The sequence below is a fragment of the Marinospirillum sp. genome, assembly GCF_014859565.1.
In genome coordinates this window covers 1-24,200 of record NZ_JACUUA010000036.1, presented here as the reverse complement: position 1 = coordinate 24,200, position 24,200 = coordinate 1, and the positions used below count along the sequence as shown (strand labels likewise).

The following is a 24,200-nucleotide window of genomic DNA, read 5'->3' as shown; positions in this document are numbered from 1 at the left end:
ATCCACCAGTTCTCCAGCGGAGACTGCACGCCAGTCTTTTGCAACCGGCTGCTGCTGTAACGCTTGCAGATCCTGCAGAATTGTTTCGGAATCCAGATTCTTTGCTGCAAGTGCTTCTGCCAGAGTGATATGCCCACCACAGCAAAAATCCAGCTTGTGTTGATGGAAAATTCGGGTAGCACCGTTGATTTCAGTTGCCAGCTTGCCGAGTGACTGTTCGAGTAGTTGCATGAGTTTGCTCCAGTGCAGGAATAAGATCAGTATCTCTCTGCAACCGGCATGCCATAATATAACCAGCTTATTATCAAATACTTAAAGTCAAATGGGTTACTTAAACCCCACACCACAAGGGTAAATACAACCCCATAGGTCAATATTACCCTTTTTCAAAAAACACAAAACCAGCCCTGGGGCTGGTTTTGTGTTGCTATGCCGGATTTGGTCAAAAATTAACGTGCTGTCGGTTGCTGTGTTTCCTGCTCAGCAATCATCTTGTCGACCGAGGAAATGTAATACTCATCCCCAAAAGCACCCTCTGGTTCTTTCAGCCAGATCAGGCAGATCAGCCAGCTGACAAAGGCACCGGCAGCAATGATGTAAAAGAACTGAGTGGGTGTCACAAAAGTGAAGATGGTCAGGTACACCACAGCACCCACGTTGCCATAAGCACCGGCCATCCCAGAGATTTGCCCGGTCACCCGACGTTTGATGGAAGGGATAATACCAAAGGTTGCACCTTCAGCCCCTTGCACAAACACCGAAGTGAAAATGGTAATGGCTATGGCTATGACCAGCGGCCAGGAGGAGTTCAGCATGCCCATCAGAATAAAACCGATACCAATTCCGAACATGTAACAGAGCATGACAAAACGCCGGTTCCCCATACGATCAGAAACCATGCCACCCATAGGTCGCGCCACCAGATTCACAAAGGCAAAGGATGCAGCAATCAGACCAGCGGTTGCAGCATTCAGTCCCCAGGTTTCTTCAAAAAACATTGGCAACATGGAGACTACCGCCAGCTCAGCACCAAAGTTGGCAAAGTAGGTGGAGTTGAGTGCCGCCACACTATTAAAGGAATAACGATCATCTTCCGGCACTCCTTTTTTCAGCAGTGGCACATTCACCCGCAGGATCTGCACTATCTGATACAACACAATCAGGATAATAACCCCGTAAGCAATCCAGGCTCCGGTTGCGGAAAGGTAACCCATATTGTGGATACGCCAGACCAGAATCGCCAGCACACCAACCAGCGGAATGGTCCAGATGATCAGTTTGATCATATCCCCCCAACTGCTGACCTCCAGTGCAGCCGCTTTGCGTGGTTTGCGGTGTGCTTTGACATCCGGGCCATCAGTGATGGCAAACCAGTAGTACACACCATAAGCAGCCATCACCACGGCACTCTGAGCAATCGCCCAGCGCCAGCCATCATCACCACCATACATGGTCAGTGCAATGGTAGGTAACGACATGGCCGCCGCTGCGGAACCAAAGTTGCCCCAACCGGCATAAAAACCCTCAGCAAAACCTATATCCTTGGGTTTAAACCAGAGTGCCGTCATGTGTATACCCACCACAAAACTGGCACCAATAGAGCTGAGCACCAGACGCGAAATCAACAATTGCATCATGGTGGAACCAAAAGCAAACACCAGTGCTGGTATTGCCATCACCACCATCAGGATGGAAAACACCCGGCGCGGACCAAAACGATCCAGCGCCATACCCACCAGAATACGAGCGGGAATGGTCAGTGCCACGTTGCAGATGGCAAACAGGCGGATATCATCCCGAGTCAGCCAATCCACACTCTTCAGCATGCTGGATGCCAGAGGTGCCATATTGAACCAGACATAAAAGGTGATAAAAAAGGCAATCCAGGTCAGATGCAGTGCACGGATTTCCGGACTGCGAAATTTAAAAACTGCGGAAACTTTCATGGCTATGCTTCCTTCTTTTAGACGTGAGCCTTTCAGGGACTAGGCAAAATCAGCAAGGGACACTCCACTCTGCGCGCAAGAAACGAACTCACACTCCCGAGCGTCATATAATCCAGTTCGTCCACAAAATAGCTCAGCGACTGGGCGATAAAACCGCCATCCGGCTGATGGCTATGGCGCGCAACCACAAGCAAGCTCGGCACCAGTTTTTTTGTGGCCTGTAACAGCATTTTCCTGGGATCTCCCTCGGCAATCATCACCTCACAACCCAGCCCTTCATCCGTGACAAAACGTTTGCCTTCTTCCAGCGCTTCTTTAAGCTCACGGTATTCCTGCTGAAAAAGGTCTTCATTGGCATCCGTTGAATCCCTTGGATTTTCTGCTACTCCCATCAACAGGATCAGTGGTTTTAAACCACCAAACAGGGTCAGGGTCTGAGCCAGCGCCAGCTTGGTATTTCTTGATCCATCGTAGGCAATCATTATTTTCATTTGGGCAATCTCCAAATAACCGCCTGTGCATCAGCACAAGCGGTCAGGATCATCAGGGATTTTTTACGTAGGCATTTCTGCGCAGGTAGAACCACCAGTTCAGCACCATGCACAGGGCATAAAACACAGCAAAACCGTACATAGCCATTTCCGGTGTACCACCACGGATCTGTTCACCAATCACCATCGGAGCCACAAAAGAACCATAAGCCGCTACCGCAGATGTCCAGCCCAGCACTGGCCCGGCCTGCTCCTGGTTGTAGATCACACCAATGGTGCGGAAGGTGGAGCCGTTACCAACACCAGTCGCAGCAAAAATGATCACAAACAGTACAATGAAGTAGAGGAAGTACTGCTCTGGTGTGGCTGACTGGTAAGCCAACATCATGATGTAACCCACCAGCGCTGAAGCAACCACCATCACACCAGCAATCAGTTGGGTCACAATCGAGCCACCCACCTTGTCAGAGATCCAGCCACCCAGCGGACGGATCAGAGCACCCACAAAGGGGCCAATCCAAGAGTAGGTCAGAGCTGAAGGTGCATTAGGATTAGCTACCCGCTGCATTACACCATCCACTTCAACCATACTGGAGCCAAAAATAACGGTAATGGACAGGGGCAAAGCCATGGAAAAACCAATGAAAGAACCAAAGGTTAAAATATAAAGAATCGACATGGACCAGGTGTGTTTGTCCTTGAAGATGGCAAACTGCCGCTTGGAGTTTTCACCGATCTTGCCCGGCACCATACGCATCAGCACCAGTGTTGCCAGCATGATCAGTAACATCGCCAACCAGGGGTTCAGAATACCCAGACCAGTTGGTGCTGGCAGGTAAAGGTAAAGACCCACACCGGCAGTGACAAAACCTATGGCATACAGGCCGGTGATACGGCCAAAAGCAGCAAGTGGACTACCAGGATCAGGGGTAATACTGCGCAGGTTGTTCATACCAAACCAGGCGGCGATCACCAGTGGCAACAGGATTGCCACCCAGATAAACCCTGCATTCTGAATCCAAGTTTGTGTGCCCGCTTCAATGCGACCAATCAGAGTGCCACTGTCGCGTACTAGGGTCATGGGATCACCAGCCAGCAGACCGAACACACCTAGGGTCATCACCGCAGGGATCAGGATCTGCATGGTGGTGACACCAAAATTACCAAGACCGGCATTTAACCCCAGCGCCAGACCCTGCTCTTTTTTCGGGAAAAAGGTGCTGATGTTGCTCATCGAAGCAGCAAAGTTGCCACCACCAATACCGGACAGAAATGCCAAGATCTGGAAGGTCAGCAGAGGTGTATCCGGGCTTTGCAGCGCCATACCGGCACCAAAGGCCGGAATTATCAACATCGCAGTGGTCAGGAAGATGGTGTTACGGCCCCCAGCTATACGGATCATGAACGAAGCCGGAATACGCAGGGTGGCTCCTGTCAAACCAGCAATCGCGGTCAGGGTGAATAGTTGACCCGGTTCAAAGGGAAAACCTAGGTTCAGCATCTGAACCGTGATAATCCCCCACATCAACCAGACGGCAAAGCCGCACAGCAGATTGGGAATTGAAATCCATAAGTTACGATTGGCAATGGATCGACCTTTGGACTTCCAGTAGCTTTCATTTTCGACATCCCAATCGTGGATGTCCTGATTTTTATTAGCCATAGCGGTCTCTCGTTTCTGGGTGAAGTGAACGGATGCTTTCAGAAACCAAGATACGCCTAGAATGGGAAAACAAAAGCAGGCAAAATCGCCCTGAAAAATACCTCCTACTCCTTAGGTGATAGTAGAAAATCAAGATTAATAATTTGTTTTTAAAGGATTTTAATTTTAGACGAGGTATCTGCTTTATTGGATCAAATACCTGTTAGATTTTTATGGGTACTTACAATCATCCAGCAAAAATCAGGGGTTCGGATGACGCGTGACACCCTCTTGAACAGCCCAGACTGCCACTTCTACCCGCGATCTCAGCTGCATTTTTTTCAGCAGGTTTTTAACATGCACCTTGACTGTGCCTTCCATCACATCCAGTCGGCGTGCAATCATCTTGTTGGACAAACCCTCAGCAATCAGTCGCAGGATCTGCATTTCGCGGGTAGTCAGGCTGGAGATGTCCGGTCCAGCGGGTCGGGAACGCTGATTACGCAGTGCCTCGGCCAGCAAGACAGTCAGGCGTTCACTAACCACCATACGACCAGTAGCCGCTTGGCGCAGCTGTCCTGCCAGCTCCTCCGGTTCCATATCTTTCAGCAGATAACCATCCGCACCGGATTTGAGTGCTGCCACCACGTCTTCTTCATGGTCAGACACAGTAAACATCACTATGCGTGAACAAACGCCTTCTGCACGCAGCTGTTTTAATGCCTCAATGCCATTAATTTCTGGCATGTTCAGATCCAGCAGGATCAGATCCGGATCCAGTTCCACCGCTAACCGTATACCTTCAGCCGCTGAACCGGTTTCTGCCAGTACTTCCATATCCTCTTCATCTTCAATCAGCTGGACGATACCACGTCGTAACAAGGGATGATCATCAATGATGATAATACTGGCCTTGTGATCCTGTGTTTTGTTGATCATTTCATCACTCCACGGTTCAAACTCGTGATCGGTCGGTTTGGTTCTGCATTCCAACAGGTGTGAACTCCAGATCCATACGCACACCACCCGACGCTTGGTTATATAGGTTGATGCTGCCACCCAGGGAAATGGAGCGATCCCGCATAATAATCAGTCCATAATGTTGATCCGGCACCTTGCCATCACTTAGTCCACAACCGTTATCACAGATACAAACCTGCACCTGACCTTCACTGAATGCCACGTCCACCTTCACCGCAGTGGCACCGGAGTGTTTGGTGGCATTACTCAGTGCCTCACGAACTATCTGCAGCACATGGATTTCTTCATTGGGATTCAGCAAGTCCGGTGGTAGGTTAAAGTCCAGATCCAGCACAAAACCCATACGCTCGGAAAACTCTCGCACTGTTTCATCCAATGCTGCACGCAAGCCGGGTTTATCCAGCTGCAGGCGAAAGGTGGTCAGTAGCTCTCGCAGCTGGCGGTAAGCACTGTTCACCCCGGTACGAATTTCCGTAAGGATGGTCTGTTGTCTATCTGACTCACCGTCTTTTTGCTGTTGTTTTTGTAAACGGCTGACCTGCATTTTCAGATAAGACAGGGATTGTGCCAGTGAGTCATGCAGCTCCCGGGCAATGATAGTGCGCTCTTCCAGCAATGAAATTTGCTGGCTTTCCTGCATTTGTCTTTTTATGTAGATGGCAGTGGCCAACTGATCGGCCAGAGTCTGTAACAGGCGCACGGCACGATCACTTAACTGGCGACCCCGCGGATAAGCCACATCCAGTGTACCCAGCCGCAAACCGGCGGTGGCAACTGGCAAATACAGGTGCTCTACACTCTGGTTTACTGCTGGTTCTGTTAGTTTGGTATTAAAACAACTGCCTTCCACCATACAGGCTTTACACTTCAGATCCCGGCAATAATCCGGTCGCTCCATATTACGGGTCGACATGACTTTTACACTCTGCCGCTCATCTTCGATGTAAAGGTTGATGGAGCCAATATCAATCAGCTTTTCCAGCTCTTTCAGCATCGGCACTGCGTTATGGCAAAGGTTGTCACTATTTTCATACAACAAACGGCTGGCATCATGTAACAGCTGCAAGGCCTTGTGACTGCGTTCCAGCTCCAGTGTTTTCTGGGAAACAATTTTTTCCAGATTGCGGTAGTTATATGAAAGATCACGCGACATATCATTCACCGCCTGCGCCAGATCAGAAATTTCATCCTTGTCCGGCACATCATTACGCACCACAAAGTTGCCCTGCCGTACCTCTTTAACCTGCGCCATCAGATGTTTAAGCGGAATCACCACCTTTTCGCGAATATCCAGAAAAGCCACCACAATGGCAGCAAATGCCAGCAGCATAAACGTGGTTTGAATGAAGATCTGCAACCGAACCTTGTTATCCGTGCTTCTTTCCAGCAGTGAAACCATATTGTCGATCAGGAGATACTGAGCATTTAATATGGCTTCCAGCTCCATGACTTCCATCCGGTTGGTGGCATCCATGGAACGGATGCGTGGCAGGGTATAACTCAGCCACCTGTCACGGATAGCTTCATAAATCACATGCAGATTATTGTCATTGGCACGAGGAATGGCATACACCAGCTCATCTTTCTGCAGGCGTTCGGTAAAACCCTGCACAGTATAATCCAGCTTCTCTGCTGAGCCAGCAATCAACCCATCCAGCCGAATTTCCTGCAGGTTGTTGATGATACGAAAGGTCTGCATCCGCAATGATCCAGCAACATTTAATGCCCCTGCATCTCCTTTCATACGATCAGAGATGATGTAAGACGCAAGAAAACTGCTGATAGCCATCAGGCTGATCAACAGCATGTGGGTGGCAATACGGGTCACCAGAGATCGTCTAATCACACGTGTTTCACTCTTTTGTTCCAACCTGCAGGATACCTACTGTCCCACGAAAAGGGTCAGATGCCGAGTATCTCTTAAGAGGTATTTTGGCTGTTTCTGGTGGTATTCACGCAGTAATCAACAAATTGCTGGTACAGACTGGGCTCAGTGGGATGTCTCCGTCATGGCGACAGATCAACTCTAGCGGGCAGTAGGCTGTACAGAGGATTTCCAGATCCCGTAGCCCACTGTCCATTTATCCTGAGGAGTCCGGGAGAGCGACCATGAGTCACTTCATCGATCGACTGAATTATTTCAAGAAAACAAGGACACCATTTGCCAATGGCCACGGTGAAACACAAGCAACCAACCGTGATTGGGAAGATGGTTACCGTCAGCGCTGGCAGCATGACAAGGTGGTGCGTTCCACCCATGGTGTGAATTGCACCGGTTCCTGCAGCTGGAAGATCTACGTCAAAAACGGGCTGGTCACCTGGGAAACCCAGCAGACCGACTATCCACGTACCCGTCCGGATCTGCCCAACCACGAACCCCGTGGCTGTCCGCGTGGTGCCAGTTATTCCTGGTACATGTACAGCGCCAACCGTCTTAAATACCCGCTGATGCGCAAAGCCCTGATGAAACTCTGGCGTCAGGCACGTGAGCAGTTCAGTGATCCGGTGGAAGCCTGGGCGTCCATAGTGGAAGACCCGGAAAAAACCAAACTCTACAAACCTCGCCGCGGTATGGGTGGTTTTATCCGCTCCAACTGGGAGGAAGTCAACGAACTGATTGCTGCTTCCAACGTTTACACCGCCAAAACCTTCGGCCCGGATCGGGTTATCGGGTTTTCACCGATTCCAGCCATGTCGATGGTGTCCTACGCTGCGGGCAGCCGTTACCTGTCATTGATTGGTGGCGTTTGTATGAGTTTTTATGACTGGTACTGTGACCTGCCACCAGCATCCCCAATGACCTGGGGTGAACAAACCGACGTGCCTGAGTCTGCGGACTGGTACAACAGCAACTACATTATTGCCTGGGGTTCCAACGTACCTCAGACCCGCACCCCGGATGCACACTTCTTCACCGAAGTGCGTTACAAGGGCACCAAAACAGTTGCCATCACCCCGGATTATTCCGAAGTAGCCAAGCTGGCGGATCAGTGGATCAATCCCAAACAAGGGACTGATGCCGCATTATCCATGGCTTTTGGTCATGTGATCCTGAAAGAATTCCACCTCGACAACCCCAGTGAATATTTCACCGATTATGTACGTCGTTATACCGACATGCCTTATCTGGTGATGCTGGAAGAGCGTGAAGGTGGATTTTATGCCCCCGGTCGTTTCCTGCGTGCCAGTGATTTTGCTGATCAACTGGGTCAGGAAAACAACCCGGACTGGAAAACCATTGCCCTTGATGAAACCACTGATCAATACATCACACCCAACGGTTCCATCGGTTTCCGCTGGGGTGAAAAGGGTAAATGGAATCTGGAGCAAAAAACTGGCGGTGATCAGAAAGAAGCCAAACTTCGCCTGAGCCTGCTGGATGCCCATGATGATCTGGTTCAGGTGGGTTTCCCCTACTTCGGCGGCATCAAACACGAATACTGGCAGCATGTGGAGCACAAGGATGTGGTGAAACACACCCTGCCGGTGCGCCATGTCAAACTGGCTGATGGCCGGGAAATCAAAGTAGCCTCGGTATATGACCTGATGATTGCCAACTACGGCATCAGTCGTGGTCTGGGTGAAGATGATGGTGCCACTGATTACAACCAGATTGCACCCTACACCCCGGCCTGGCAGGAACAGATCACCGGTGTACCACGGGAAACCGTGATTCGTATTGCCCGAGAGTTTGCGGACACGGCCAACAAAACCAAGGGTCGTTCCATGATCATTGTGGGTGCCGGTATGAATCACTGGTATCACATGGACATGAACTACCGTGGCCTGATCAACATGCTGATTCTCTGTGGTTGTGTGGGTCAGAGTGGTGGCGGCTGGGCACACTATGTGGGTCAGGAAAAACTGCGTCCACAAACCGGCTGGGCACCACTGGCCTTTGGCCTGGATTGGACACGCCCACCACGGCACATGAACTCCACCTCCTTCTTTTATAACCACTCCAGTCAGTGGCGTTATGAGAAGCTGGAAATCAGCGAGATCTTGTCACCGCTGGCCGATGCCAGTCGTTATGAAGGTAGCCTGATCGATTTTAACGTGCGTTCCGAACGCATGGGCTGGTTGCCTTCTGCACCTCAGCTGAACACCAACCCCCTGCATATTGCCGCCAAGGCCAAAGCTGCCGGAATGACACCGCAGGAATATACCGTTCAGGCGCTTAAGTCCGGTGAAATTGCTTTTGCCTCCGAAAGCCCCGACAGCCCGGAAAACTTCCCGCGCAACCTGTTTATCTGGCGTTCCAACCTGCTGGGCTCATCCGGCAAGGGTCATGAGTACATGCTCAAGTACCTGCTGGGCACTCGTCATGGCCTGCAGGGCAAGGATCTGGGTCAGGAGGGTGGAGACAAACCGATGGAAGTGGAGTGGCAGGATAAGGCTCCAGATGGCAAGCTGGATCTGCTGGTGACCCTGGATTTCCGTATGTCCACCACCTGCCTCTATTCAGACATCGTGTTGCCAACAGCAACCTGGTATGAAAAGGATGATCTGAACACTTCTGACATGCACCCCTTTATCCACCCGCTGACTGCAGCCACCGATCCAGCCTGGGAAGCACGCAGTGACTGGGAGATTTACAAGGGCATTGCACGGGAGTTCTCAAAAGTCTGTCAGGGGCACTTAGGTGTGGAGACCGATCTGGTCACCCTGCCGCTGCAGCATGATTCCCCCGGTGAGCTGGGTCAGCCGCTGGAGGTGAAGGACTGGAAAAAAGGTGAGTGTGAGCTGATACCCGGCAAAACTGCTCCGGCGTTAATTCCTGTGGAACGCAACTACCCGGAAACCTACGCCCGTTTCACCTCGCTGGGGCCAGCGTTGGAAAAGTTGGGTAATGGTGGTAAAGGCATCAGCTGGAATACCGATCCGGAAATTGAACTGCTCGGCAAGCTGAATCATAAACATACCGAAGGTACTTCCATCGGGCGGCCAAAAATTGAATCCGCCATTGATGCTGCTGAAGTCATTCTGACACTGGCACCGGAAACCAACGGTCAGGTTGCCGTTAAGGCCTGGCAGGCACTGTCCGACATCACCGGCCTGGATCACACCCATCTGGCTCGCCCCAAAGAGGATGAAAAAATCCGTTTCCGGGATGTTGTGGCACAACCGCGCAAGATCATCTCCAGCCCCACCTGGTCTGGTCTGGAAGATGAACATGTGTCCTACAACGCCTGTTATACCAACATCCATGAGTTGATTCCTTTCCGCACCCTGACCGGTCGGCAGCAGTTTTATCAGGATCACCAGTGGATGCGGGACTTCGGCGAAAGCCTGCTGGTGTATCGCCCACCGATCAACACCAAAGCGGTGGCACCAATGCTGGGCAAAAAAACCAATGGTAATCCCGAAAAGGCACTCAACTGGATTACTCCCCACCAGAAATGGGGCATCCATAGCACCTACAGCGACAATCTGTTGATGCTGACCCTATCCCGCGGTGGCCCGATTGTGTGGATGAGTGAGGATGATGCACTCGACATTGGTGTGCAGGATAACGACTGGATCGAACTGTTTAACACCAATGGTGCCATTGCAGCACGTGCCGTAGTCAGCCAGCGGGTAATGCCCGGCATGGTGATGATGTACCACGCTCAGGAACGCATCGTGAACGTGCCCGGCTCAGAAGTGACCGGCACCCGTGGTGGTATCCACAACTCGGTGACCCGTGCCTGCCCAAAACCAACCCATATGATTGGTGGTTATGCACAGCAGTCTTACGGCTTCAACTACTACGGTACGGTCGGTTCCAACCGCGACGAGTTTGTCATTGTGCGCAAGATGAAGCGGGTCGACTGGCTGGATGGTGAAGGCAATGATTATCAGCAGGAGGCAGTGAAATGAAAATTCGCTCTCAAGTTGGCATGGTGCTCAATCTGGACAAATGCATAGGCTGCCATACCTGTTCAGTCACCTGTAAAAACGTCTGGACCAGCCGTGAAGGCATGGAGTACGCCTGGTTTAATAACGTCGAAACCAAACCCGGTATTGGTTATCCCAAAGAATGGGAAAATCAGGACAAGTGGAAAGGGGGCTGGGTTCGCCGCACGGATGGCAAGATTGAACCTCGTATTGGTGGCAAGTTTCGGGTACTGGCAAACATCTTTGCTAACCCGGATTTGCCGGATATCCACGACTACTACGAACCCTTTGATTTTGATTACCAGCATCTGCATACCGCAGGGGACAGTAAACACCAGCCGGTGGCTCGCCCTCGCTCGGTGATTACCGGCAAGCGGATGAACAAGATTGAATGGGGTCCCAACTGGGAAGAAATTCTCGGCACCGAGTTCGCCAAACGCCGCAAAGATAAAAACTTTGATCAGGTGCAGGCGGATATCTACGGCCAGTTTGAAAACACCTTCATGATGTATCTGCCACGTCTGTGTGAGCACTGCCTCAACCCGACCTGTGTCGCTTCCTGCCCCAGTGGTGCCATCTACAAGCGGGATGAAGACGGCATTGTACTGATTGATCAGGACAAGTGCCGTGGCTGGCGGATGTGCATCAGCGGCTGCCCCTACAAGAAGATCTACTACAACTGGAAAAGTGGTAAATCCGAGAAGTGCATCTTCTGTTATCCACGTATCGAATCCGGCATGCCCACAGTTTGTTCGGAAACCTGTGTTGGCCGCATCCGTTACCTAGGTGTGTTGCTCTACGATGCTGATCGCATTGAAGAAGCCGCCAGCACCCCGGATGAGGGCAACCTCTACGAAAAACAGCTGGAAATCTTTCTGGATCCCTTTGATCCCGCTGTTATTGCTCAGGCACGCAAGGACGGCATCACCGAAAACGTGTTAAAGGCTGCACAACAATCCCCAGTCTGGAAACTGGCAATGGACTGGAAACTGGCACTGCCGCTGCACCCGGAATACCGCACCTTACCAATGGTCTGGTATGTGCCACCTCTGTCACCCATCCAGTCTGCAGCGGATGCCGGTGATCTGGGTCACACCGGTGTACTGCCGGATGTGGATAGCCTGCGTATCCCGGTACGTTACCTCGCCAACCTGCTGACAGCCGGTGATGAAAAACCTGTTGTGCGGGCACTAAAACGTCTGCTGGCCATGCGTGAATACAAACGTGCCCAGCAGGTTGAAGGGGTGGAAGACCTGCGGGCACTGGAAGCAACCGGACTCAGCAAGGATCAGGCGGAAGACATGTACCGTTATCTGGCGATTGCCAACTATGAAGACCGGTTTGTCATTCCATCCAGCCATCGGGAGCAGGCGCGTGATGCTTATCCAGAGCGGAACGGTTGTGGTTTCACTTTTGGTGATGGTTGCCATGGTGAAAGCAAGTTCAGCCTGTTCGGCGGCAAAAAAACCACCATCACCATGGTGGACAAGATCAACGCAGTACAGCAGGTCGATCCGACCCTGCTGAAAGACTGACAGGAGACAGGCCATGCGAAGTTTAGCCCTGCTGGCACGCCTGCTGGATTACCCCACAGCCGAGCTGAAAGATGCCCGGCGTGAGATGACCAGCCTGCTGAGCCAGGACAAGCAACTACCGCCAGCCTGTCGGTCAGAGCTGATCGCTTTTGTTGATCAGCTCTGTACCACCGACCTGCTGGACAGTCAGGAAAACTATGTTGCCACCTTTGATCGGGGGCGAGCCACCTCACTGCTGCTGTTTGAGCATGTGCACGGTGAATCCCGTGATCGGGGTCAGGCGATGGTTGATCTGATGAATGAGTACGAACAGGCGGGATTACAACTGGATGCCCGCGAATTGCCGGACTACCTGCCACTGTTTCTTGAGTTTTTGTCCACCCGTGAGGCGGAAGAAATTAAGCAGTGGCTGGCATCCATCACCCACATCCTGGCACTGGTGGCTGAACGTCTGAGGCATCGAGACAGTGATTACGCCGTGATCTTTGACACGCTGGTAACACTGGCTGGTGAAGAGGTTGATCAGCAGACCCTGGCTGTCACGGTGGCCGCCGAGGAAAGAGATGATACCCCGGAGGCAATGGATAAGGTGTGGGAAGAAGAAATGGTGCGCTTTGTGGATGATCAGGGTGCGTCCTGTGGCCAGTCGCAGGCAGTGCAACAACGCCGCGATGAACTGGGCAAGGTGCAGACATTGTATGTACAGGAGCCGTCTGAACTGCGCGGCACTGGTACAGACGGAATCTGAATTCGAGGAGAATTCTCATGCAATACATCAACACATTATTGTTCGGGGTTTATCCCTATCTGGCACTGGCAATATTCATCATCGGCAGTTGGATACGTTATGACCATGGGCAGTACACCTGGAAAGCAGGCTCCAGCCAGATGGTCAGCAAATCCGGACTGCGGCTTGCCAGCAACCTGTTCCACATCGGGGTGATCACCATCTTTTTTGGTCATCTGGTTGGGCTGCTGACACCCTCCTGGGTGTATGAACCCTTCATGACTCCCGGCACCAAACAGCTGATGGCGATCATCATTGGTGGTATTGCCGGAGCACTCTGCTGGGTCGGTGCCCTGCTGTTACTCAAGCGCCGCCTGACTGATCCCTATGTACGAGCCACAGGCAGCTCCGGCGATACACTGGTGATTGGTATTCTGTTTATTCAGGTAACACTGGGTATGCTGACCCTGATCCCCAGCATGAGCCATCTGGATGGTTCCATGATGCAGCAGTTATCCAAGTGGGCACAGGCCGTGGTGACACTACAGGGTAATCCTGCCGTGTATATGGATGGAGTGAGTCTCATCTATAAATTACACATTTTTCTGGGACTGACCATTTTTGTGATCTTTCCTTTCACCCGCTTGGTGCACATCTGGAGTGTGCCACTGGAATACATCAACCGCCGTTATCAACTGGTGCGTAAACGCGCCTGAGCCGTCTCTGCCGCCGGGCAAACCTTGCCCGGCAATAAAATGCTACCGGAAACAGGAAAACCATCATGCAAACCATCCCGCTCACCGCCATCAACACGGATCAGACCGCTGCTGCCAGTTTCCCGGTGGTACGCATCGGTAATGAATACCTTAAGCAGGAGGATATTGCCCGGGAAATGCAATACCACCCCGGAGCCAGTGTTGAAGAAGCCTGGCAAGAGGCTGCACGCAGCCTAGTGATTGAACGCCTGCTGGAACAAAAAGCCACTGAGCTGAACATCACCGGCAACACCCCGGAAGAAAAAACCGCACGTTTGCTGGAGCAGGAGCTGCAACTGCCACAAATCAGTGATGCTGAGTGTCAGCGCTATTACCAGCAAAACCACAGCCGCCTGACCAGCCCAACACTAATCAGCCTGCGGCATATTCTGCTGCCTGCGGCACCGGATGATATCACTGAGCGGGATCAGCAGCTGCAGGTGGCAAAATCCCTGCTGCAACAACTGACAGAAGATCCGGAACGTTTTGCCCAACTGGCACAAGATTATTCAGCCTGTGAATCTAAACATCAGGGTGGTCATCTGGGGCAAATATCCAACGGGCAAACCGTTGCAGAGTTTGAACGCCAGATCTGGAGCCTACCGGTCGGCCTGCACTCACAACCGGTGGAAAGCCGTTACGGTTACCACCTAGTGCTGATTGATCAGCGGGTAGAAGGTGAGGTGCTGCCTTATGACATTGCTGAAACCCGAATACGCCAGTACCTGAACGAAAGTGCTACCCGAACCGCCATCCGCCATTACTTGCAGCAGCTGGCCAGCGCTGCACCGGTACTGGGTATCGACATGGGGCAGTCCGATTCACCCCTGATGCAATAATCCAGAAGCGGATCTTTCGGGGGGTATAACATGCTGACCAAGGAATTGATCAACCACGCGGCGGACTCAAGAAACCATCTTCTGCAGTTGGTTGAAAGTATTTTTAACAATACCGACAACGGCATTATTCTGACCGATACAGATCAGAAGATCCTGACCATCAATCAGGCGTTTACCCTGATCACCGGTTATTCAGAAGATGAGCTAAAGGGAAAAAGCCCAAGGGTTCTTAAATCGGGTCAGCATGATATAAACCACTATAAAATAATGTGGGACGAAATTATTAATCATGGGTTCTGGCAAGGTGTCATGACCAACCGCAAAAAGGATGGCAGTTTATATACAGAATGGTTAACTGTGCGGGCATTAAAAGATGATAACAATATCACCAGCCACTATCTTGGCATCATGCAGAATCTGTCACTGCATGAAGAAAAAATGGAAATTATTAAACATCTGAAAGTTCTCGATAGTGCCACCTCCCTGCTGAACAGAAATGCAGCGGTACAGTTTTTATCCGATCTGGAAGCAGAGGATAAAAAGTCGTTGTTTCTGGGCGTGATCGACATTGATCACTTTTATTTTATCAATGAAAAATTCGGTACCGGCATCGGTGACCAGATCATCAAAAAAGTGGCTATTGCCATCAGTGAACACACGGTTAATGGTGAAAAACTGGCACGTATCGGAGCAGACAAGTTTCTGCTGATTGGTCAGATGCAGAACCACAAGGATCTGATGCGACGACTCGGACAAATCAGAACACTCATCAGCCGCTCCTACTCAGTCAACGGTACTTGTGTGGATATCAGTGTCAGCCTAGGTGTGGAGCTGGGGAAAAATCAGCCTGGGGATGTCAGTGTACTGATCCGTAATGCCGAACAGGCACTGATCCAGGGGCGCAAGATCGGTTATGGACGAGTGCATGCCTTTGAGTGGGATAAAAACAACGTCATTCTGGATGAAATCCATCTGGCACGAGAGCTGGGGCTGGCTTTTGATAACCAGCAACTGGAGCTTTATTACCAGCCCAAAGCCTCCATGTCGACCGGCAGAATCTCCAGTGCTGAAGCATTAATACGCTGGAATCATCCAGTTTACGGAGTGATGGCACCGGATCGGTTTATTCCACTGGCCGAACGTTTTGGCCTGATTCACCGGCTTGGGCAATGGGTACTGGAAGAAGCCTGCCGTCAGTTGAACCGCTGGAAAAAAACACCCTTTTCCGGTTTCAGAATTGCAGTGAACATGTCGGTGCAACAACTGATGGATCCTCGCTTTCTGGATTCCCTCAAGCTGATTCTGCAACAACAGGACATTCTGGATGGCCTTGAAATTGAGCTGACGGAAAGTGTCATTCTCAGTCAGGAAAAAACCGGCATGAGAATTCTGGAAGAAATTGCCGAGATGGGTATTCAGCTGAGTATTGATGACTTTGGCACCGGTTACTCCAACCTGAGTTACCTGCGCAAGATGCCTGTTAAATTCCTCAAGATTGACCGGAGTTTTATTGCTGAAATTGTGGAAAACGCCAGTGATCAGATGATTGTCCGCAGCATTATTTCCATTGGCCACAGCCTGGGTATGCAGGTGATTGCAGAAGGTGTTGAAACAATGCACCAGTGCAGCTGGCTGAAAAACAACCTTTGTGACTTTATTCAGGGTTACCTGCTGACCCGTCCTTTACCGATATCGAGGTTAGAATCATGGATCGGCGATCAAAAACACCCCCAGTCCGGTACACGGCTCAAAAACCCGTAAGAAGCTGTGTTCTGCCCGGCATTGCCTGCAAGAAGAACAGCCGACTCGGCCCGGTGGAAGGTCAATGTGACATGCGTTGTCTAATCCGCAGTCACCCACTTTTCTGCCAGATCAACAACGATGATTTTGAGTTGGTACTGGACAAGGCCAAACACCTAGAGCTGCAATCCCATGCCACCATTTACAGTGAAGGTGAAGCCTGCCAGCGTTTTTTTCTAGTAGTTGAAGGCGCTGTAAAACTTTTTATGCTGGCAGAGGATGGCTCTGAACGTGTTGTTGGTAATGCCATACCGCTGCAGGCAATTGGTGAACACGAAATTTTCACCGCTGAACAGACTTATCACCACTTTGCTGAAACCACCACCCCCACTCGTTTGATTGCCTTTTCATCAGTGATGTATCTGTCCATCCTGCAGAAAAACAACCTGTCCGCGTTCAGCTTTTTAAACTATCTGGCTGAAAAACGCTCCAGCCATTTTTCCGAGATAGAAACTGTCACCACCGGCAGTGCCAGACAAAGGGTTCTTTCATACCTGAAAATGATTTGCAAAAACAAATCAGAACACCCGGATGGATTCACGGAAGTTAAATTACCAATTCCTAAATATCAGATTGCCTCTTATCTTGGTATGAAACCGGAAACCTTTTCGCGGGTATTGTCGGATTTAAAAGAATCAAAAATCATCATCACCAACAAACGTGAAATTGTTATTATCAATCCATCATTACTGGATCAATCAAGGTAAATTCTTCACTCTTGATAATCATCAAGACACCTATTCCACGAGACGATACATTTAAATAGCTCGTTGTCAGGTATCCAGGTATCTGTCATTTAACCCGGAGAGGTCTTCCGGGTTTTTTTTTTAGTCCCACCTGCAAAGGTGTTGTGTATGAAAACTTTTAAAAAACCTCTGGTGTACTCCTGCTCCGGCTGCTCCGATGTTGCACAGCTGGCTAATGGCCTGGCGTTGTATCTGAATCAAAGTGGTCAGGCCGAAATGTCCTGTATTTCTGGTGTTGGTGGACGTGTACCCGCACTGGTGCGTCTGGCCCGCAGCGGTCGCAAACTGATTGCCATTGACGGTTGTGCCCTGCAGTGTGCCCGCTCCTGTCTGGCACAGATCCATCTTGAGCCGGATCTGCATGTACGCTTGTACGAGGAAGGTTATAAAAAACACCACCATCAACTCTACGATGAAGAGACCCTGCAACAAGCCAGCAGCAAGCTTCTGCAACAAGTCATCAACCTGCAGGAAGAATCCTGCATCACAACCGATATAACAGACCAGTCAGCTACAAATGATCCTGGTCATGGTTTTATTACCCAGAAATTTTAACCTGATCAACCCTCACACTTCAGGAGCCAGGCATGGAACTGGTCTGCCCCGCCGGAAGCCTTCCGGCCTTAAAAGCTGCCGTGGATCAAGGTGCCAATGCCGTGTATCTGGGCTTTCGTAATGCCACCAATGCCCGCCAGTTTGCCGGGCTGAACTTTACAGAACAAAAGGCTGCGGAAGGCATTCGTTATGCCCATGCCAAAAACTGCCGGGTCTTTTGTGCCATCAACACCTATCCACAACCGGCTGGTTGGCAGGAATGGACAACTGCTGTGGATCAGGCCGCCAATCTGGGGGTGGATGCATTAATTCTGGCTGATATTGGTCTGCTGGATTATGCCACTCACAAATACCCGGATGTCGCGCGCCATTTATCAGTTCAGGGATCAGCCACCACTCAGGCCGCACTCAGATTTTATCATCAGAACTTTGGTATTCGCCGTGCTGTTTTGCCTCGGGTTCTGTCGATTGCTCAGGTTGCAGAGCTGGTCAGCCATTCACCGGTTGAGCTGGAGGTTTTTGGTTTTGGTAGCCTGTGTATCATGGTGGAAGGCCGTTGTTACCTTTCATCTTATCTGACGGATGAATCCCCCAATTCACGCGGAGCCTGTTCACCCGCCAAAGCGGTACGCTGGGAAGAAACCTCACAAGGACTGGAATCACGACTCAACGGGGTACTGATTGATCGTTATGGCAAACATGAAAAAGCCGGTTATCCCACCCTCTGCAAAGGGCGGTTTAAAGTCGGGCAGGAGCAGTACCATGCACTGGAAGAACCCACCAGCCTGAACACGCTGGATTTGTTGCCGCAGTTACAGCAGATGGGCATCAGTGCCATCAAGCTGGAAGGACGCCAGCGTAGCCCGGCTTATGTCAGCCAGATCGTACAGGTTTGGCGGCAGGCTTTGGATCAGCTGCAGCAACAACAACAGGATTTTATGGTGGCAAACCACTGGCAGCAGCAGTTGAGCAGCCTGTCCGAAGGCAGCATCACCACACTGGGTGCTTATCACCGCCGCTGGAAATAACCCAAACCTGATACCTTGATGGAGTTTTTTAACGTGAAACTGACCCTGGGCTCTTTATTGTATTTCTGGCCTGCAGCCGAGGTGCACCATTTTTACGGGCAGGTGGCCGACTGGCCTGTTGATGTGGTTTATCTGGGTGAAAGTGTTTGTTCGCGCCGCCGAGAAATGAAACTGCCGGATTGGCTGGAGATTGCTGATCAGTTAACTGCTGCCGGTAAAGAGGTGGTGATGTCCACCCAGACACTGCTGGAGTCCGAAACTGATCTGCGCCAGCTTTACAAGTTGCTGGAAGCAATCAAATCACATGGTGGTCAGGGGTTAATCGAGGCCAATGACCTGAGTGCTGTCCAAGCCTGCAAGGAACTGGAGTTACCCTTTGTTGCCGGGGCAGCCATCAATATTTATAACCAGCACAGCCTGCGGCTGCTGGTTGATCAGGGCATGCAGCGCTGGTGTTTTCCAGTGGAGCTGTCACGCACCACCCTGGCCGATCAACTGACTTATATTCAGCAACAGCAACTACCGGTGGAAACAGAGGTTTTTGCTTTTGGTCACCTGCCACTGGCCTGGTCAGCTCGATGTTTCACCGCACGCCACCATGATCTACCCAAAGATCGTTGCCAGTTTGTCTGTAAGGATTATCCCGCTGGTTTACCGCTGACATCACAGGAAAATCAGCAGCTGTTTACCATCAATGGCATCCAGACCCTCTCCGGCAGTTGCCATAATCTGATCCGGCAATTACCAGACATACAACAACTGGGAGTCAGTCATGTGCGGCTCAGTGCAACTGGCACGGATATGGAGTCGGTGGTGATGGCCTTTGATCAGGTGCGCCGGGGTGAACAACCAGCCAGTGATCCACTGCAATTGCTGCAGTTGGATGGCTGTAATGGTTACTGGTTTGCAGAGCCCGGCATGACTCAGGTGGATGCTGTATGAAGTACACGTCCCAGCCAGCCCTGATCCAGTGACCAGTCCAGACTGTCCAGCAGGTTCTTGATACCCAGCCCCAACTCGGTATCTCCCTCAATCAGCAACTGGCGGCGAAAGAACAAACCATCCGGGTCTTCTTTTCTTAAAGCCAGTTGCAGCATCGCCCGCCAGTCACCACGGATGGTGGTTTCCGGTGGTTGTTCACTGAGTAACAACCGCTGCTGCTGCACCGTCAAGGTCAGGTGGATTCCCAGATCCTGAATCACCAGACTCAGGTAACGCCCTTCCAGCAGTTCAAATTCATCATCCTGCAGAGCAGCCTTAAACAGACTGTTCAGTCGTGGTTCCAGCAGGATTTTTTTCACTCGCAAGGGCACACGTGAATCCAGCAAAGCAACCCAATAACCGGGTTGCAGCAAACGCCGGATACCGGCAGGCATGGGTGGTAAAAACATTTTTGCTCCTTTCTGTGCAAGTCAGTCGCCATCTTAAAAGATGAAATCTTCATCAACCCTGACATTTGTCAAGATTATTAGCCGTCAGTGCTCTAAGATGAAACCACTAGATATAGTGTTTAAGATTCATAAAGCAACCATATATGGAGAAAACCATGAATAGCCGGGCTGCCAACCCCCACCTGCTGGTCGATGTTCGCCACGCGATGGAAGAATATCTGCAACGTGCTGACTGGCGTGTTAATGCCAATGCCAATCAGGGTTATTCACTGGGCGGCATGGTTCTTAATGTGGCGGGCAAGATCACGGCAAATTACTGGCTGAACGAGGTTTATTCACCGGAAGTGGGCGCTGCTCACCGACATGGCGATTTACATCTGCACGATCTGGATATGTTGTCTGGTTATTGTGCCGGTTGGTCATTGCGCCAGCTGTTGTTTGAAGGTTTTAACGGTGTACCGGGACGCGCAGAAAGCAAGCCACCTCGCCACCTATCCAGCGCACTGGGGCAGATGGTCAATTTTTTGGGCACCCTGCAGAATGAATGGGCAGGTGCTCAGGCATTCAGCTCTTTTGATACCTATCTGGCACCTTTCATCCGCAAGGATCAGCTGACTTACAAAGAGGTGCGCCAGAGCATTCAGGAGTTTATCTACAACCTGAACGTGCCTTCCCGCTGGGGCACCCAGACACCTTTCACTAACCTGACTTTTGACTGGGTTTGTCCGGCGGATCTGGCTGATCAGGTGCCGGTGATCGGCGGTGAAGAACAGCCTTACACCTATGGTGAACTGCAGGCTGAAATGGATTTGATCAACCGCGCTTATCTGGAAGTGATGCGTGAAGGAGACAGTAAATCGCGGGTATTCACCTTTCCGATTCCGACCTACAACATCACCCCGGAATTTGACTGGGATTCACCCAACACCGAGCTGTTGTTTGATCTGACTGCACGTTACGGCCTGCCCTATTTTCAGAACTTTCTGAACTCGGATCTGAAACCTCACATGGTGCGCTCCATGTGTTGCCGCCTGCAGCTGGATGTGCGCGAGCTGCTGAAACACGGTAATGGCCTGTTTGGTTCTGCTGAACAGACCGGATCTATTGGTGTGGTGACCATCAACTGCGCCCGCCTGGGTTACCGTTTTGCCGGTGACTGGCAGGGGCTGCTGGCTGCACTGGATGAATTGCTGGAGTTATCCCGCGACAGCCTGGAAGTAAAACGTGAACGTATCCAACACTGGATGGATGATGGCCTTTACCCCTACAGCAAGCGTTATCTGGGTACTCTGCGTAATCACTTTTCCACCATTGGTGTGAATGGCATTAATGAAATGCTGCGCAACTTCACTGCGGATCGGGTGAATCTGGCTGATGCCGAAGGCCAGCAACTGGCTCTGCAACTGCTGGATCATATTCGTGAAAAAATGCAGGTGTTTCAGGAACAAACCGGCCACCTCTATAACCTGGAAGCTACTCCGGCAGAAGGCACCACCTACCGTTTTGCCCGCGAGGATCGTAAACATTACCCAGACATTCTGCAGGCTGGCACAGCAGATAAGCCCTATTACACCAACTCCAGCCAGCTGCCAGTAGGATTCACCGATGATCCTTTTGAGGCGCTGCTGCTGCAGGATGCCCTGCAAAAACGTTATACCGGCGGCACGGTGCTGCATCTCTACATGCGTGAGCGCATTTCCAGCGCTACGGCCTGTAAACAGCTGGTAAAAACGGCACTCAGTCAATTCCACCTGCCTTATCTGACCATTACACCCACCTTTTCCATCTGCCCAGTGCACGGTTATCTGGATGGTGAACACCAATTCTGCCCGCGTTGTGATGAAGAACGCTTGCAACAAAAACGCCAGGCTGAACTTCAACCTGCCGCTGTAGCTATTTAAAACCAGTAGTTAATCAACCTAAAAAACCAAGGAGTTAAACAATGAACAGCCATATTTCTTTTATTGAGCAGAATATTCAACTGGAAGATCACGAGCGCCAGCCTTGTGAAGTCTGGACACGGGTGATGGGTTACCACCGTCCGGTGAGCCAGTTTAATCCCGGCAAACAAGCAGAACATGCCGAGCGTTGCCATTTCAGTGAAAAGGCCGCGGCACTCTGATGTCAGCAACGGCTGAATCCTTGGTGGTTGCCGGGTTAACCCCGATGACCACTCTGGATTATCCAGATCATCTGGCTTGTGTGGTCTTCACCCAAGGCTGCCCACTGCGCTGTGGTTATTGCCACAATCCACAAATGCTGACTTCTGAGGCACCGCCGGGTGCGCCCAGCTGGAAGCAGGTTGATGTATTTCTGCAATCCCGCATTGGTCTGCTGCAGGCCGTAGTGTTCAGTGGTGGCGAACCCACTGCCCAGCGTGCACTCTTGCCTGCTGTGGCAAGAGCCGCAGAAATGGGGTTTAAAATTGGCCTGCACACCTCTGGCATCAATCCCGTTAGGCTGGCTGAATTATTACCACTGCTGGGCTGGGTGGGACTGGATATCAAAGCAGAACCCCACAATTATGAGCGGGTCTGTGGTCGACCGGGTGTCGCCAACAAGGTGGTTCAAAGCCTGCAATTACTGCAGCAATCCGGCTGTAATTTTGAGGTGCGTTGCACCCTGCATCCCAGGGATCTGGATATTCAGGGAATACACCATTTACTGATCTGGCTGGAGAGCCAGCAAGTGCAGCACTGCGCCCTGCAACTAGCCCGAGCTGGGCAGAGTTTTGATCCACACTATGCCCGCATTGACCAAGCGTTTGATACACGGGTTATTAACAACCTGATTGCTGAGTTTCAACCCCGTTTCAGCCAACTGCTGCTGCGTTGATCTGTTAAACTGCTCAAACTCTTAATGTTTCTGCAGCACAGGCTGAGACAGGCACATGCGGACTTCTGATACCAGCGACACCCCGACTCCAAAACTTTTCTGGTGGCTCTGGCCGCTGGCATTACTGGCTGGCATGTTGCTGGGTGGTGCATCGCTGAGTTATGCCCCGGATGGCCGTATCAATCTGCCTCTGATCTGGCTGTTATGGGCGGCTTTACCACTGCTTGGCACACTGGCCGCAACCCTGCTCCTGTTTCGTCCTTCATCCCGCCCATGGATTACCCGTTTCAGTGGCGCTTCTGCCTGGTGGCAACCAACACCAAAACAACACTGGTGGTTGTTGAGCCGCCTGCACTGGCTGTGGGTGGTGTTTGCCTGCGGCATTCTGTTGATGTTTCTTTTGCTGCTGGTTTTTTCTGATCTGGCCTTTGGCTGGAGCTCCACCCTGCTCAGCAACAGCCAATTGTTTTTGCCAATTTTTCAGAGCATCAGCCTACCATGGCAGGCTTTCTGGCCACAGGCCGTACCGGATCTGGCATTACTGGAACAAACCCACTTTGCCCGTATTGAGCAAACCACCAGCCGTTTTGATGAAGCCAGCCGCTGGTGGTCGTTTTTGCTCGCCAGCCTGCTGGTGTACAACCTGCTGCCACGCCTGTTGCTGGCCGGATATTGCCATTGGCGCTGGTTAAAACTACAACAGCACTCGCTGCATATTGATTCTTTATCCACCCATCAGCAGGCAACCACTCACCCTGCCAACAAAACACTGCAGCAGGGGCAGATGAGTGATTGGCAGCAAGCCAGCTGTATTCACTGGCAACTGAGCAACCACCAAACCGAATCAACCCTGCAGTTGGGTTTGGATGATTGGCAGCAGGAACAGCAACTCTGGCAACAATGGTTAAAACAACCACCGGAACAACTGATCTGGCGAGTGGCTGGCAGTTGTACACCCGTCGCGGAACTGGCCGATCATCTGACCGAAGCCCGCAACCTGGGCATCCAGCAAGCCTTGCAACTGGTGCCTGATGCGGCCACCACTGAACGGC

At 51.3% G+C, this 24,200-nt stretch carries 21 protein-coding genes; 14 read left to right on the top strand and 7 right to left on the bottom strand.

From position 1 onward, the window contains the following. From IBX50_RS07090 to IBX50_RS07065, 6 genes are all read right to left on the bottom strand, one after another. Positions 1–231, bottom strand: a 231-nt coding sequence (locus IBX50_RS07090) for a DUF542 domain-containing protein (protein WP_292254547.1), incomplete at its 3' end; no start/stop codon positions are given. A gap of 218 nt (positions 232–449) precedes the next feature. Next, positions 450–1,946, bottom strand: a complete 1,497-nt coding sequence (locus IBX50_RS07085; protein ID WP_292254545.1) for an MFS transporter — start codon at positions 1,944–1,946, stop codon at positions 450–452. 32 nt (positions 1,947–1,978) lie between these two features. Continuing rightward, positions 1,979–2,437 carry a universal stress protein gene (locus IBX50_RS07080; protein WP_292254543.1) on the bottom strand — a complete coding sequence of 153 codons (459 nt, stop codon included), beginning with the start codon at positions 2,435–2,437 and terminating at the stop codon, positions 1,979–1,981. A gap of 52 nt (positions 2,438–2,489) precedes the next feature. Further along, positions 2,490–4,100, bottom strand: a complete 1,611-nt coding sequence (locus tag IBX50_RS07075) for an MFS transporter (RefSeq protein ID WP_292254541.1) — start codon at positions 4,098–4,100, stop codon at positions 2,490–2,492. 240 nt (positions 4,101–4,340) lie between these two features. Beyond that, positions 4,341–5,018 (bottom strand): two-component system response regulator NarL, encoded by a 678-nt coding sequence (gene narL / locus IBX50_RS07070; protein WP_292254539.1) that lies wholly within the window; start codon positions 5,016–5,018, stop codon positions 4,341–4,343. A 16-nt stretch (positions 5,019–5,034) separates the two neighbouring features. After that, the gene (locus IBX50_RS07065; protein WP_292254537.1) at positions 5,035–6,906 is read right to left on the bottom strand and encodes a histidine kinase; all 1,872 of its coding nucleotides are present in this window, start codon (positions 6,904–6,906) and stop codon (positions 5,035–5,037) included. Positions 6,907–7,169: 263 nt separating this feature from the next. Between IBX50_RS07065 and IBX50_RS07060 the strand changes: the two genes are divergently transcribed. The 10 genes from IBX50_RS07060 to IBX50_RS07015 all read left to right on the top strand — a co-directional run bounded on the left by IBX50_RS07060 (position 7,170) and on the right by IBX50_RS07015 (position 19,864). Next, positions 7,170–10,919, top strand: a complete 3,750-nt coding sequence (locus IBX50_RS07060; protein ID WP_292254536.1) for a nitrate reductase subunit alpha — start codon at positions 7,170–7,172, stop codon at positions 10,917–10,919. Beyond that, positions 10,916–12,472, top strand: a complete 1,557-nt coding sequence (gene narH / locus IBX50_RS07055) for a nitrate reductase subunit beta (protein ID WP_292254535.1) — start codon at positions 10,916–10,918, stop codon at positions 12,470–12,472. The genes IBX50_RS07060 and narH overlap by 4 nt, the downstream gene beginning before the upstream one ends. 13 nt (positions 12,473–12,485) lie before the next feature. Next, a complete protein-coding gene (gene narJ, locus IBX50_RS07050) occupies positions 12,486–13,220 on the top strand; it encodes a nitrate reductase molybdenum cofactor assembly chaperone (RefSeq protein ID WP_292254534.1) in 735 nt (244 codons plus the stop codon). A gap of 17 nt (positions 13,221–13,237) precedes the next feature. Beyond that, on the top strand, positions 13,238–13,915 hold the full coding sequence (gene narI, locus IBX50_RS07045) for a respiratory nitrate reductase subunit gamma (RefSeq protein WP_292254532.1): 678 nt from the start codon (positions 13,238–13,240) through the stop codon (positions 13,913–13,915). 65 nt (positions 13,916–13,980) lie between these two features. Beyond that, positions 13,981–14,793, top strand: a complete 813-nt coding sequence (locus IBX50_RS07040) for a peptidylprolyl isomerase (protein ID WP_292254531.1) — start codon at positions 13,981–13,983, stop codon at positions 14,791–14,793. 30 nt (positions 14,794–14,823) lie between these two features. After that, positions 14,824–16,554, top strand: coding sequence for an EAL domain-containing protein (locus IBX50_RS07035; RefSeq protein WP_292254530.1), 1,731 nt, complete (start codon positions 14,824–14,826; stop codon positions 16,552–16,554). A 71-nt stretch (positions 16,555–16,625) separates the two neighbouring features. After that, on the top strand, positions 16,626–17,300 hold the full coding sequence (locus IBX50_RS07030; protein WP_292254528.1) for a Crp/Fnr family transcriptional regulator: 675 nt from the start codon (positions 16,626–16,628) through the stop codon (positions 17,298–17,300). Positions 17,301–17,447: 147 nt separating this feature from the next. Next, entirely contained in the window at positions 17,448–17,894 is a 447-nt protein-coding gene (locus tag IBX50_RS07025; RefSeq protein ID WP_292254527.1) for a putative zinc-binding protein, read from the top strand. A gap of 32 nt (positions 17,895–17,926) precedes the next feature. After that, complete coding sequence (locus tag IBX50_RS07020) at positions 17,927–18,922, top strand: peptidase U32 family protein (RefSeq protein ID WP_292254526.1); 996 nt, start codon at positions 17,927–17,929, stop codon at positions 18,920–18,922. 33 nt (positions 18,923–18,955) lie between these two features. Continuing rightward, the gene (locus tag IBX50_RS07015) at positions 18,956–19,864 is read left to right on the top strand and encodes a U32 family peptidase (RefSeq protein ID WP_292254525.1); all 909 of its coding nucleotides are present in this window, start codon (positions 18,956–18,958) and stop codon (positions 19,862–19,864) included. Here the strand turns inward: IBX50_RS07015 and IBX50_RS07010 are convergent. Next, positions 19,846–20,313, bottom strand: a complete 468-nt coding sequence (locus IBX50_RS07010; RefSeq protein ID WP_292254524.1) for an SCP2 sterol-binding domain-containing protein — start codon at positions 20,311–20,313, stop codon at positions 19,846–19,848. The genes IBX50_RS07015 and IBX50_RS07010 overlap by 19 nt on opposite strands. A gap of 155 nt (positions 20,314–20,468) precedes the next feature. Between IBX50_RS07010 and IBX50_RS07005 the strand changes: the two genes are divergently transcribed. The 4 genes from IBX50_RS07005 to IBX50_RS06990 form a co-directional block, all read left to right on the top strand. After that, on the top strand, positions 20,469–22,214 hold the full coding sequence (locus IBX50_RS07005; RefSeq protein WP_292254522.1) for a ribonucleoside triphosphate reductase: 1,746 nt from the start codon (positions 20,469–20,471) through the stop codon (positions 22,212–22,214). 41 nt (positions 22,215–22,255) lie between these two features. After that, on the top strand, positions 22,256–22,435 hold the full coding sequence (nrdD, locus tag IBX50_RS07000) for an anaerobic ribonucleoside-triphosphate reductase (RefSeq protein WP_292254521.1): 180 nt from the start codon (positions 22,256–22,258) through the stop codon (positions 22,433–22,435). Next, positions 22,435–23,148, top strand: a complete 714-nt coding sequence (locus IBX50_RS06995) for an anaerobic ribonucleoside-triphosphate reductase activating protein (protein ID WP_292254520.1) — start codon at positions 22,435–22,437, stop codon at positions 23,146–23,148. Before nrdD ends, IBX50_RS06995 begins: the two co-directional genes overlap by 1 nt. A 55-nt stretch (positions 23,149–23,203) precedes the next feature. Further along, positions 23,204–24,200: DUF2868 domain-containing protein (locus IBX50_RS06990; RefSeq protein ID WP_292254519.1), on the top strand; the 997-nt coding region annotated here is incomplete at its 3' end.